Source organism: Geothrix campi (assembly GCF_024609265.1).
GTDB lineage: Bacteria > Acidobacteriota > Holophagae > Holophagales > Holophagaceae > Geothrix > Geothrix campi.
Genome location: NZ_JANHMP010000003.1, coordinates 513,670 through 526,292 on the forward strand (window position 1 = coordinate 513,670; position 12,623 = coordinate 526,292).

The following is a 12,623-nucleotide window of genomic DNA, read 5'->3' on the forward strand; positions in this document are numbered from 1 at the left end:
AGATCCGATCACCCGTCTGATAGCCCAGGACTATCAAAACGATCTGGAAGAAGTATCGGCTCCCCGACACGGCCGGACCTATGTTGGGGACCCGATCCCGGAGGAGCCATGTCCAAACTGAAAGGCACCCGCACCCACCAGAACCTGAAGGACGCCTTCGCGGGCGAATCCCAGGCCAACCGCCGCTACCTCTACTTCGCCAAGGTGGCCGACATCGAGGGCTACCCGGAGGTGGCCGGCAACTTCAAGGAGACGGCCGACGGCGAGACCGGGCATGCCCACGGGCACCTGGACTACCTGAAGGCCGTGGGGGACCCCGCCACGGACCTGCCCATCGGCGACACCTCCCTCAACCTCAAGGCCGCCATCGCCGGCGAAACCCACGAGTACACGGACATGTACCCGGGCATGGCCAAGACCGCCCGCGAAGAGGGGTTTGCCGAAATCGCCGACTGGTTCGAGACCCTGGCCAAGGCCGAGAAGAGCCACGCCGGCCGCTTCCAGAAGATGCTCGAGTCCATCAGCTGATCCCGGAGGGCATGCCATGGCCGAGTTCCACCCGGCGGAGGGCGCCGGCCGCCCGGAGACCACGCCGGGGCGGCGCATCAGCTACCACGCGGGTCCGGGGACGGTGTACGACACCTCGGATCCGCGCTACTGGGACGAGGGCCTGCTCAAGGAGGAGGTGGAGCGGGCCTTCGAGATCTGCCACGGCTGCCGCATGTGCTTCAAGTACTGCGACACCTTCCCGGGCCTCTTCAGCCTCATCGACAACCGCCACCATGGCGATGTGCGCGCCCTCACCAGGGAGGAGCGCGATGGCGTCATGGACGACTGCTTCCAGTGCAAGCTCTGCGAAGTGCAGTGCCCCTACACGCCGCGGGAGGGCCACGACTTCGCCCTGGACTTCCCGAAGCTCGTCCACCGCTACCAGGCCCAGCGCCGGAAGCGGCGGGGCGGCACCCTGCGCGACCAGGTCCTGGGCGATCCGGATCTTGCCGCGAAACTGGCCCGGGCCTCCTTCGGCCTGGCCAACACCATGAACCGGGTGGCGATCCACCGCTGGTTCATGGAGAAGACGCTGGGCATCCACCGGGAGGCCCGCCTGCCGGACTTCGCCGCTACCACCTTCGAAGCCTGGGCCGTGAAGAGCGGGCGCATCCAGACGGAGCCCGGCGCCGAGGCCGTGCTCTTCCAAACCTGCTTCGTGCAGAACAACGAGCCCCAGCTCGGCAAGGACACCCTGGAGGTGCTGGAGAAGAACGGCTGCCGGGCGGGCTGCGTCAAGGGCCTCCAGTGCTGCGGCATGCCCGCCTGGGAGCACGGCGACCTGGAGAGCCTCCGGAAGCAGGCCCACGCCAACCTGGACGCCCTCTTGCCCCACGTGGAGGCGGGCTCGCTGGTGCTGGCCATCAACCCCACCTGCGCCATGATGCTGCGCCGGGAGTACCCGGAGCTGCTGGAGGGTGCGGACCGCGAGCGGGCGAAACGCCTCGCGGCCGCCGTGCGGGATCCCGCGGAGTTCCTCTGGTCCATCCGCAACGAGCCCCGCGCCAACTGGAGCTTCGAGTCCAGCCCGGGTCCCATCTCCTACCACGCCCCGTGCCACCTCCGCGCCCAGAGCATCGGCTTCAAGGGCCGCGACCTGCTGAAGAAGATTCCCGGTGTCTCCATCGTCTCCGTGATGGAGTGCTGCGGCCACGACGGCACCTACGCCATGCGCGCCGAGACCTACGAGGCCAGCCGGCGCGTGGGCCAGAAGGCCTTCACGGGCATGCAGGCCGTGGATGAGGCGGAGGTCTGGGCCACGGAGTGTCCCCTGGCGGGCCTGCAGTTCGAACAGCACGCCGGGCGGCGGGCCATGCATCCCATGACCATCCTGGCCCGGGCCTACCGCAAGGACGGGTTTCCGAAGGCCGTGGATCCACGGGTGGAGTGACCATGGCCCGGGTCGAACGCTCCGAGATCCTGGACTTTCTCACCTACGCCGACCGGCGGGAGGCCATCCGCGCCGCGGCCATGGCCGCCAAGGACCTGCGCCGAGTTCACCTGGGCGAACACCTCACCCTGCTCTTCGAGAACCGGGAGACCATCCGCTACCAGATCCAGGAGATGGTGCGCGCCGAGCAGATGGTGCGCGAGGCCGACATCCAGCACGAGCTGGACACCTACAACGCCGTGCTGGGCGGCGAGGGGGAGCTGGGCTGCACCCTGCTCATCGAGATCCCGGATGCCGCCCTGCGCCCGGTCCTCCTCCGGCGCTGGAGGACCTTGCCGAGCCACCTGTACCTGACCTTCACCGACGGCACCCGCGCGGCCGCCCGCTTCGACGAGGCTCAGATGAACGACGAGAAACTCTCCTCCGTGCAGTTCCTCACCTTCCCCGTGGGCCCCCGCGTCCCCGCGGGCCTGGTGGTGGACTTGCCCGATCTCGCCGCCAGCGCCCCCCTGCCCCCTGCCACCCGGCAGGCCCTTCTCGAAGACCTGGGCCGCCTCCCGCCCGGGGCATAATGCGTTCATGCCCGACCTGGACCTCGCCCCCCTGGAATGCCGTGTCCTCGGCTGTCTGCTGGAGAAACAGCTCAGCACTCCGGATGTCTATCCCCTCTCCCTGAACGCCCTGTTGAACGCCTGCAACCAGTCCAGCAACCGCGACCCCGTGCTGGCGGTGACGGACACGGAGGTGCAGGCGGCCGTGGACACCCTCATCGCGCGCGGCCTTGCGGAGCATTGGCCGGGTCGCGTGCTGAAGATCGCCCACACCGCCAAGCCCACCTGGAACCTCTCCGTGCAGGAGGCGGCCCTGCTGGCCGAGCTGCTGCTGCGGGGTCCGCAAACCCCCGGCGAGCTGCGCACGAACACCCGGCGCATGTACGCCTTCCCCGACCTGGCCGAACTGGAGGGCTGTCTGGAGGCTCTCCTGGAGGCCGAGCCGCCCCTCGCCCTCCGCCTGGCCCGGGCCCCCGGCGCCCGGGAAGCGCGGGTGGCCCACCTGCTGAGCGGCCCCGTGGAAGCGGATGCCTCGCCCGAACCCTCTGGTGCCCGGAGGGATCGCCCGGAACCGCGCCTGGACCGGCTGGAGGAGGAGGTGGCCGCCCTCCGCGGGAACTTGGCCGAGTTGCGCACCGCCTTCGAGGCGTTCAAGGCCCAGTTCTAGCTCCCTACAGATCCCGGAAGGCCACCTGCAGGGCCCGAAGGCCTTCCACCAGGTCCCCCCGCCGGGCGGGCTCCACCTGGAGCACCAGGTGGAAGGGCTGGGGTGTCAGATCCTCGGCGGCGTCCGCCAGGACGGCCAGCAAGGTCACGCCATCGTCCGGAGGCGCGTCCTGCAGCAACTGGTCCGCCTCCAGGATCAGGAAGGTGCCTCCTTCGGGCAGGTCCGACAGGCAATCCCGCAGGCTGTCCCAGGTGCCGCCGAAGTGCGGCGGGAACTGGGCGGCGGCGGCCCACTCATCCATGAGCCCCGCGCGGGTCCGCATGCGATCGCCCCGCAACCAGCGGAGCATCCGGCCCGGGTCGGTCGGCGCCGCATCCACCAAGCCGGACGGGGAGCCCGACCAGACGTGTACGCGCGGCCGCTGGGTGGAGGCGAGGAACGACCAGTCCATCACTTCACCTCGGTGAAGGTGCGGTAGTGGTCCGGGGTGTACCAGGCCCGGCCATCACTGCCGGTGACCAGCCGTTCGGCCCCACGGTTGCGGCCCTCGGCCTTGAGGTGCACATCCCACTCGCGGTACTCGATGCGCTTCCGGCGGGTGTCGTAGCGGGGCAGCACACCTTCGTAGTTCCCGAAGACGCGCCCGCCCACGTAGCCCGGCGGGGCGTAGCCGTGCTGGCGGACATAGGCCAGCGTCTCGCGGGCATGGGCGGGGACCGCATCGATCGGTGCCGACTGCACCTGGGCCGGGGGCTGGGTGGGAGGCGCCGCTTCGGGACCACAAGCCATCGGCGCCAGCAAGGCGACCAGCGCGACCAGGCCACCGGCCAAGTGCGCGAGGGTCCTCCGCCAAACCGTCATGCAGCCTCCAGGGAAGCGGAGCCCAAGTGTACTGCTACCCAGGCTGGTTGGCGGTGGTGATGGTCTCGAGCCCGTGGGCGCCCGGTCCCGTCTCCGCCCGCCGCAACAAGTAAGCGAAGAGGAACCCGAAGAAGCCCAGACTGCTGAAGATCCACATGCCCAGCCGATAGCCGGTCGGGTGCCCGGCGCTCGCCACCGCGTGGTCGTTGGCCCAGCCGATGAGGAAGTTGAATCCCGCCAGGCCCACGTTCTGAATGAGGGTCATCAGCCCGTAGGCCGTGCCCAGCTTCTCCTCCGGCACCAGGTAGGCCACGGAAGGCCACATGACCGCAGGGATGAGGCTGAAGGCGATACCCATCATGGCCATGGGCACGAAGAGGCTCACGTGGGTATAGGCCATGAGCAGGTAGACGGGGATGAGGAGGAGGCTGCCCAGCATCATGAACAATGCCCGCTTGCCTACGCGATCCACCATGAGGCCGAAGAGCGGCGTGCCGATCATGGCGAAGAGTGTAAGCATCGAGGACAGGAAACCGCCGGCCTCGCGGCTCACGCCGTGGGCATCCTGGAAGAACTTCACGGCGAAGGTCTGGAAGGGGAAGATGCCGCTGTAGAAGGTGATGCACAGGGCCACCACGTACCAGTAGGTGGGAGTGAACTTGAAGAGATCACCCCACACGACCTTGTCCGTGCCACCCTGTCCGCCCAGCGCGTAGCGCTTTGCGGCGCCGTTTTCCATGAGCCAGTAGATGCCCGCGGCGATGACGCACACCGCGCCAAAGACGGTTGCGATGAGCAGAGGCGTCCGCCAGGAACCGAAGGCCCAGCGGGCCCAGGTAGGACTGTTCAAGGCCGCGAAGGAACCCAGCCGGGCGATGAGCAGGTTGATGCCGAAGGCGAAGCTCAGCTCCTTGCCGCGGAACCACTGGGCTACCGCTGCGGTGACCGCCACGATGAGGCTTTCAGCGCCGAGGCCAAAGACCAGGCGGCCCGAGGCCATGACCCACAGTTTCGGGCTCAGGGTTGTGAGGAGGGCCCCCAGGAAGCATAGGACGCCGAAGATGAAGGTGGCCTTCTTCACGCCGATGCGATCGATGAGGATGCCGCCGATGAGGACCATCACGATGTTGGGCACGCTGTAAATGCCCTGGAGCAGGCCGATGTTGGCGTCCGAGAAACCCAGTTGCTTCTGGAGCACGTCCGCCAGGGGGCTGATGGCGTCGTAGACGTAGTAGTTGCCGAACATCGCCAGGCTGATCACCACCAGAACCAGCCAGCGGAAGGCCGGCGGAGGAGGCGGAAGGGTACGGAGGGGGGATTCGGAGGTCATGCAGCTCCCGGGCGTTTCCTCCGATGGTGACAGGGCCGGCTTTCAACCCTCAAATAGAATTGATTCTCATAAAAATTCATAACACTTAACAGAGCTGTTTTACCTTCTGGCACCTAGCATTCATCCACGCACCTCAGTCCTTGTCATCCCCATCCACCCATCTGGAGCTCAAGCTCCCTGGAGGTCACCTTGCCATCCCGTCTCGCCCTTCGCCTTGCTGCCGCCGCGGTCCTAATGGTCCCGGCCTTCGCCGCCCGTCCCGTGGACAACCCCCTCGCCAACGAGGCGGCCCGCCATCTGGATGCCCGCGTCTTCCAGCTGGGCCTGGACCGGAACGCCAGCTTCGCCACCAAGAACGTCTTCGAAGAGGCCACCGGCGAGGCCCACGTCCGCATGAACCAGTTCTACAAGGGCGTCCGCGTGTTCGAGGGCGAGACCATCGTCCACCTGCGCGGCGGTGCCGTCACCAGCCGCACGGACGCCCTGGTCCGCGGCCTCAACCTGAACGTCACCCCCAGCCTTGGCGCCTCCGAGGCCCTGGCCGTGGCTCACCAGTCCCTGGCCCCCAGGGGCGCCTACGCCCAGACGCCGACCTCCGAGCTCGTGGTCGTCACCGTCGGCCAGCCGACCCTGGCCTACCACATCCACACCGAGCTGGAGAACGGCGCCGCCGAGACCCGCCACACCGATTTCCTCGTGGACGCCCACAGCGGCGCCATCCTGGAGCAGTGGAGCACCCTGCACACCACGGCCGCCAACGGCACCGGCAACAGCCAGTACTCCGGCACCGTCGCGCTGAACACCAACAGCCTGGCCAGCGGCTACGAGCTGCGTGACACCGTCCGCGGCATGAACTTCGACACGCGCGACCTGAACCACGCCACCACCGGCAACGGCACCACCTACACCGACGCCGACAACACCTGGGGCGACGGCACCAACTACGTCTCCGGCGCGAGCACCACCTCCGCCAACGGCCAGACGGCGGCCGTGGACGCCCACTACGGCGTGGGTCTCACCTACGACTACTACAAGAACATCTTCGGCCGGAACGGCATCGACGGCCTCGGCACGGCCACCTACAGCCGCGTCCACTACAGCAGCGCCTATGACAACGCCTTCTGGTCCGACAGCTGCTTCTGCATGACCTACGGCGACGGCTCCTCCTTCAAGTCCCTCGAGTCCATCGACGTGGCCGGCCACGAGATGAGCCATGGCGTCTGCGCCCGCACCGCCAACCTCACCTACCGCGGCGAGTCCGGCGGCCTGAACGAAGCCAACTCGGATATCAACGGCACCATGGTGGAATTCATGGCCCACGGCGGCGGCACCACCACCGTGCCGAACTACTCCAACATCACCTCCACCATCAACGTCTACTGGACGGGCGCCACCACCACCACGCCTTCCACCAACAAGGCCGTCCCCGCCGCCAACTACTACATCGGCGAGCAGCTGGCCACCGCCAAGTACGTCCGTCCCCTGCGCTTCATGCACAAGCCCAGCCTGGATGGCTCCAGCCCCGATGCCTGGTCCAAGACCCTCGGCCGCCTGGATGTCCACTACAGCTCCGGCGTGGCCAACCACTTCTTCTTCCTGCTGTCCCACGGCAGCCAGATCGACGCCTTCTCGGACGGCATCCAGTCCCCCATGGCCAACGGCGTCACCAGCATCGCCGGCCTGGGCAACGACAAGGCCGCACGCATCTGGTTCCGTGCCCTGACGGTCTACATGACCAGCAGCACCAACTACGCCGGCGCCCGCACCGCCACCCTCAGCGCCGCCACGGACCTCTACGGCGCCGCCTCCACCGAATACGCCACCGTGAACAAGGCCTGGCTGGCCGTGAACGTGAAGTAGCCAACCCGTCTTCGAACACCCCAGCGCCCCGGTCTGCCGGGGCGCTGGCCATTTCGGAGGTTCCCCCCGGGAGTGCCCTGACCGATAGTGGTGCTTGATGACCACCTCCACCCGGCGCACCTGCCCCAGCTGCCAGACCCGACTCTCCCTGCTCGCGGCGGAGTGCCCGGAATGCGGCCTGACCCTGGCGCCGCCGAGACAGGGGCGGCCCATGCTGTTCCAGGCCTCGGCCCTGGCCCATGTCCCCCTCGAGGCGCCCCCCCGGGCCCTGACGGCCCCCGCCCTGGGCCGCGTGGCGGCCGTGGCGGTGGATGTGGCCCCGGAAGAGCTGGAGCGGCCCCGCCTCGAGCCGCCCCCACCCGCGCCCGGGATCCACGGCCACCCGGCCCTGGGCTTCCAAGAACCCGTCTCCAGCTTCTGGCCCCTGGTGAAGGTGGAGGCCACCGAAGCCTTGCTGCTGCTCCTGGTGCAGGGTCTGGCCCTGACCCTTCCGGCCTGGGTGCTGGGCATTTCCCCCTCCCGGCTCCTGACCGGGGCCTGGCCCCTGGTGCTGCCCTACCTGCTGGCGACGTCCTGGATCCTCTTCATGGCCCCCCTGGCGCTCACGGGGCAGTCCCCCCTGATGGCCACCTTCGGTGTGACCCTGCCCGAGAACTCCCCTGAACGACGGATGGCCTTCTCCCTCGTTCACATGCTGTCGGTGCTCTGCTTCCCCCTCAGTTTCCTCTGCATGGTGCTGGGCCCCCGCCACCGCACCCTGGGGGAGCTGCTCAGCGGCCAGGAACTACTGGCCCGGCCCACGGGCCGGATGCGCTGAGGGTCGCCCCTTCGCCCCCTACTCGGGCAGGTGCATGGGCACGGAGGTGACGATCACGCCGGGTTTCATGAGCAGGGCGGCCTTGATGCGGAAGGCGCTCTGGTTGTGGAGGAACTGCTGCCACCACTTGGGGGCGATGAACTCCGGCAGGATGACGGTGAGAACCAGTTCCGGCTCCGCGGCCAGGATGTTGTCCACCTCCACCAGAATGGGCTCCACGATCTTGCGGTAGGGACTGGGGACGCAGCGCAGAGGGACTCCCATGCCGTAGATGGTCCAGTCCGCCCGCAGCTTCTCCATGGCGCGGCTCTCGCGGACGCCGTCGGAACCCAGGTCCACCGTCAGGGCCTCCACCCGGTCCCCGGCGACATGGCGGCCGTAGAGCAGGGACTGCACCACCCCCCGGTGGATGCCGTTGACCAGCACCAGGGCGTGGTGCTTGGTCCGCAGGAAGGCGTCCGTCCGGCTGGCGGCGAGCTTGCCCTTCACGCCGACGTAGTGGCGGCGGATGTTGAAGTGGATCACCACCAGCACCGGCACCAGCAGGATCACGATCCAGGCGCCGTGGATGAACTTGGTGATGGCGATGTCCAGCAGCACCACGAAGGCGGTGATGGCCCCCAGGCCGTTGATGGCCGCCTTCAGGTGCCAGTGGCGGCCCCGGATCTTCCGCCAGTGGGCCACCATGCCTGTCTGGCTGATGGTGAAACCCATGAACACGCCCGCGGCGTAGAGGGGCAGCAGGATGTCCGTGTTGGCGTGGAAGAGCCAGACCAGCACCCCCGAGAAGAAGAAGAGAATGAGGATGCCGTTGGAGAACACCAGGCGGTCGCCCTGGCTGGCGAACTGGCGGGGCAGGAAGCCGTCCCGGGCCTGGAGCGCCGCCAGGCGGGGGAAATCTGCGAAAGCCGTGTTGGCCGCCACCACCAGGATGGCGAAGGTGAAGCCCTGGACCACGTAGTAGACGAGCTTGGGGAACCCGTGGCTGACGTCCCCCAGGATGGCCTTGTTCAGCTTGGACAGCAGTGTTTCGGCCACCATCGAGGGATCCGCGCTGTGCTGGTAGGTCACGCCGAACCGGTGGGCCAGGAGCGTGATCCCCAGGAACATGACGGCCAGCAGGCCCACCATCCACAGCAGGGTCTTGGCGGCATTGGGACCGGCGGGATCGCGGAACGCCGTGGTGCCGTTGCTGATGGCTTCCACCCCGGTCAGGGCGGTGCAGCCGGCGCTGTAGGCCCGCATGAACACCCAGGCCATCGTGAGGCCGGCCAAGTTCGTGCCCTGACTGACGGCCTGCTGGACCTGGGCCGGCGCGGGCCCCCCGGCGAACACGAGCTTCAGCGTGCCGTAGCCCAGCACCAGGAGGATGCTGATGACGAAGCCGTAGGTGGGGATGGCGAACAGGCCGCCACTCTCCTTGACCCCACGGAGGTTCATGAGAGCGATGAACCCGATGGCCGCCAGGGTCAGCGAGACGTTGTGGCCCTCCAGCGCCGGCAGGGCGGCCGTGATGGCGGCCACGCCCGAGGAGACGGACACCGCCACGGTCAGGGTGTAGTCGAGGAGCAGAGAGGCGCCCGCCGTCAGCGCCGCCATGTCGCCCAGGTTCTCCATGGCGACGATGTAGGCACCGCCGCCCCCGGGGTAGGCGAGGATCGTCTGGCGGTAGCTGATGGCCAGGATGCCCAGCAGGCCCACGATTCCCAGGGCCACCGGGATGGACCAGCCGAACATGGCGTAGCCCGCGGCTCCGGCCAGGGCCCCGGCCCCGAGGGCGTGGCCCACACTGCTGGACAGGGACGCCATGATCTCCTGGGTGGCGTAGGCCACCGAGGACAGCGCGTCGGAGCTGAAAACCGCCAGGGCGATGGGATTGCTGATCTTGGTGTGCTGGGTTTCTTCGCTGGCCAACCGCCGGCCCAGCAGGATCCGCCTCAAGCTCTGCATCCGTAGCTCCCGGCCAGAAAGCTACTCCAATATGGGCTCAAGGTGGTAGGGGATCGAGATGACCACCGTCTTCGGCTTCATGAGCAGGGTGCCCTTGATGCGCCAGGCCGTCTGGTTGTGCAGCACGTTGGCCCACCAGTGGCCCGTCACGAATTCCGGGAGGATCACCGTGATGGTGTACTCCGGCTCCGCCCGGCGCATGCGGTCCAGCTCCTCCACGATGGGCTCCACGATCTTGCGGTAGGGACTGCGGATGGAGCGGAGAGGGATGCCCTCGCAGTACCGCGGCCAGTCCGAACGCAGGCGCTCCAGGGCCGCACTGTCCCGGCCGTGCTCGTCGGGGAAGTCCACCGTGAGGGCCTCGACCTCGCCATGGTCCGCGATAACCTTGGCGTAGTTCAGGGACTGCACCACGCCGGAGTGGATGCCGGAAACCAGCACCACCACGCGGTTCTTGCGGGGGCTGATGAAGTCGGCCCGGCTACCCGCCAGGATCGACTTCACGCGGATGTAGTGACGGTGGATGTTGAAGAAGGTCATGACCATGAGGGGGAGGACCAGGACCACCACCCAGGCGCCATGGGTGAACTTCGTCACGATGATGACCATCATCACGATCATCGTAGTGAACGCACCGGCTCCATTGATGACCGACTTGAGGGCCCAACGGTGCCCGCGCAGCTTGACCCAGTGGCGAACCATGCCGGTCTGGGAGATGGTGAAGCCCAGGAACACGCCCACGGCGTAGAGCGGCAACAGATGATGCTCACGGGCGTTGAAGATCCACAGCAGGATCCCTGACAGGAACGACAGGATGAAGATCCCGTTCGAGAAGACCAGGCGATCCCCTTGGCTGGAGAACTGGCGGGGCAGGAAGCCGTCCCGGGCCATCATGGCCGCCAGGCGCGGGAAGTCCGCGTAGGCCGTGTTCGCCGCCAGGCAGAGGATCAGCATCGTGAAGGCCTGCATGATCAGGTAGGTGACGTGGGGGAGGCCTGGGCCATTCCCGAGAATCCGGTGCTCCAGCATGGACAGCAGGGATTCGCCCTCGCCGGTATAGATGATGCCGAAGTGATTGGATAGCCAGGTGATGCCCAGGAACATGGCGCCGAGCATCAGCACCATGGACACCATGGTCTTGCCCGCGTTTCGCGCCGTGGGTTCCCGGAAGGCCGACACCCCGTTGGAAATGGCCTCCACGCCGGTCAAGGCCGTGCAACCCGCGCTGTACGCCTTCATGAACACCCAGATGGCCAGCCAGCCCGGGAGGGGCGGAGCCGCCACGGCGTGGTGCTCGCCCACGGATACGCCGCCCGCGAAGTAGCGCCAGAAGCCCAGCCCGATGATCGCGAACATCGAGATCACGAACCCATAGGTCGGCACCGAGAACACGGCACCGCTCTCCTTGACCCCCCGCAGGTTGATCAGCCCGATGACGGTGACCACCAGGAAGGCAAGGGCCACCCGGTGGGCGTCCGCCGCGGGGAAGGCGCTGGTGATGGCCGTGACGCCAGCGGACACGCTCACGGCCACCGTCAGCACGTAATCCACCAGCAGGGAGGCCCCGGCCACCTGGGCCGGCACCTCCCCCAGGTTCTCCTTGGCCACGATGTAGGCGCCGCCCCCGCTGGGATAGGCGAAGATCGTCTGCCGGTAGCTGACGGTCAGGATGGTGAGCAGCAGCACGATGCCCACGGCCACGGGCCAGGACCAGGACAGCACCGCCGGACCGAAGGCCGCCATGGCCATGTAGGGGCCCAGCACGGCCATGATTTCGCCGGTGGCGTAGGCCACGGAGGAGAGCGCATCCGAGCTGAACACCGCCAGGGCGACGGGATTGCTGATGCGGGCTTCGTGGCTTTCCTCGCTGGCGAGGCGACGGCCCAGCAGGAAGCGTCGGACATTGGCCATCTTCAGGGCTCCTGGTTCAGCGGGCCATCAGCCAGAGGCCGGAAAGGGTGGCCGCGAGCCCCACCAGCTTCGAGGGCTGCAGGTGCTCGCGGAAGAGAACGAAAGCCAGAATGGCGACGAGGATGAAGTTGGCGTTCATGACACCGATGGCGATGGCGGTCTTGGCGCCCCGGAAGAAACTCTCATTCACGCAAACCAGGGCCGCGGCGGTGAAGATCCCCGCGGCCAGCGCCCAGGCCGTGCCGGCCGGCGAGCCGGCGGGACGTCCGCGCCACAGCCAGTAGGCCAGCGCCAGCGGCACTTCGCCCAGCACCACCCACAACAGGACCGCGGCGGGATTGAGCCCCCGGTGGCCCGCTGCCTTCATGCCCAGGTTCCCGAGACCCATGAGGATCATCGACGCCAGTGCCCAACTGAACCACCCCATACCCGACTCACCCCAAGGGGAACCATTATGGGGGTTGGCGCCGCCTGTGGGGACAAGGGTTGACGGAGGCCACAGGAAACCCCGTGCCGCCCTCCCCGGGGGGAGAACGATGGTTGGCGATTCCGGCCCGCCAAGGGAGACTGGAGGATCAGGACATCAGGACCTGCCTTCAAAATGGGGTGTGGCCGCGCAAGGGGCGCCGCCCAAGCGAGACGAGGAAAGCGACGATGGCAATAGCGGCACTATTGACGAGGAGTTTGACGCAGTTTCGCGCCGGGCGCCGCCCCTTGCCCTCCGGGACGGGCCCAGC

General features: G+C 67.7%; 12 protein-coding genes. 6 read left to right on the plus strand and 6 right to left on the minus strand.

Annotated features, from left to right (window positions below; all coding sequences use genetic code 11):
* The first annotated feature begins 108 nt into the window (after positions 1–108).
* Genes NOV65_RS14195 through NOV65_RS15520 form a run of 4 tightly spaced genes read left to right on the plus strand, consistent with a single transcriptional unit; the run spans position 109 to position 3,157 of the window.
* Positions 109–528 carry a rubrerythrin family protein gene (locus NOV65_RS14195; protein ID WP_257307203.1) on the plus strand — a complete coding sequence of 140 codons (420 nt, stop codon included), beginning with the start codon at positions 109–111 and terminating at the stop codon, positions 526–528.
* 16 nt (positions 529–544) lie between these two features.
* Entirely contained in the window at positions 545–1,939 is a 1,395-nt protein-coding gene (locus NOV65_RS14200; protein WP_257307205.1) for a heterodisulfide reductase-related iron-sulfur binding cluster, read from the plus strand.
* 2 nt (positions 1,940–1,941) lie between these two features.
* Complete coding sequence (locus NOV65_RS14205; RefSeq protein ID WP_257307207.1) at positions 1,942–2,511, plus strand: DUF3501 family protein; 570 nt, start codon at positions 1,942–1,944, stop codon at positions 2,509–2,511.
* Between the two features lie 7 nt (positions 2,512–2,518).
* Positions 2,519–3,157 carry a YceH family protein gene (locus NOV65_RS15520; RefSeq protein ID WP_306672141.1) on the plus strand — a complete coding sequence of 213 codons (639 nt, stop codon included), beginning with the start codon at positions 2,519–2,521 and terminating at the stop codon, positions 3,155–3,157.
* Positions 3,158–3,161: 4 nt separating this feature from the next.
* Here the strand turns inward: NOV65_RS15520 and NOV65_RS14220 are convergent, their stop codons facing one another.
* From NOV65_RS14220 to NOV65_RS14230, 3 genes are read right to left on the minus strand one after another with little or no spacing between them, the layout of a single operon-like run.
* Positions 3,162–3,608 (minus strand): barstar family protein, encoded by a 447-nt coding sequence (locus NOV65_RS14220; RefSeq protein WP_257307208.1) that lies wholly within the window; start codon positions 3,606–3,608, stop codon positions 3,162–3,164.
* A complete protein-coding gene (locus NOV65_RS14225; RefSeq protein WP_257307211.1) occupies positions 3,608–4,018 on the minus strand; it encodes a guanyl-specific ribonuclease in 411 nt (136 codons plus the stop codon). The genes NOV65_RS14220 and NOV65_RS14225 overlap by 1 nt, the downstream gene beginning before the upstream one ends.
* Positions 4,019–4,052: 34 nt before the next feature.
* Positions 4,053–5,348 carry an MFS transporter gene (locus NOV65_RS14230; protein ID WP_257307213.1) on the minus strand — a complete coding sequence of 432 codons (1,296 nt, stop codon included), beginning with the start codon at positions 5,346–5,348 and terminating at the stop codon, positions 4,053–4,055.
* 189 nt (positions 5,349–5,537) lie between these two features.
* On the opposite strand from NOV65_RS14230, the gene NOV65_RS14235 reads away from it, so the two are divergent.
* Both NOV65_RS14235 and NOV65_RS14240 read left to right on the plus strand, forming a co-directional pair.
* Positions 5,538–7,208 carry a M4 family metallopeptidase gene (locus tag NOV65_RS14235; protein WP_257307215.1) on the plus strand — a complete coding sequence of 557 codons (1,671 nt, stop codon included), beginning with the start codon at positions 5,538–5,540 and terminating at the stop codon, positions 7,206–7,208.
* Between the two features lie 97 nt (positions 7,209–7,305).
* Positions 7,306–8,025: a hypothetical protein gene (locus tag NOV65_RS14240; protein WP_257307216.1), complete on the plus strand. Its 720-nt coding sequence runs from the start codon at positions 7,306–7,308 to the stop codon at positions 8,023–8,025.
* 18 nt (positions 8,026–8,043) lie between these two features.
* On the opposite strand, the gene NOV65_RS14245 is transcribed toward NOV65_RS14240, so the two are convergent.
* From NOV65_RS14245 to NOV65_RS14255, 3 genes are read right to left on the minus strand one after another with little or no spacing between them, the layout of a single operon-like run.
* Entirely contained in the window at positions 8,044–9,975 is a 1,932-nt protein-coding gene (locus tag NOV65_RS14245; protein ID WP_257307217.1) for an APC family permease, read from the minus strand.
* A gap of 21 nt (positions 9,976–9,996) precedes the next feature.
* Positions 9,997–11,886: an APC family permease gene (locus tag NOV65_RS14250; protein ID WP_257307219.1), complete on the minus strand. Its 1,890-nt coding sequence runs from the start codon at positions 11,884–11,886 to the stop codon at positions 9,997–9,999.
* 16 nt (positions 11,887–11,902) lie between these two features.
* Entirely contained in the window at positions 11,903–12,313 is a 411-nt protein-coding gene (locus NOV65_RS14255) for an EamA family transporter (RefSeq protein WP_257307221.1), read from the minus strand.
* Between the last annotated feature and the right edge of the window lie 310 nt (positions 12,314–12,623).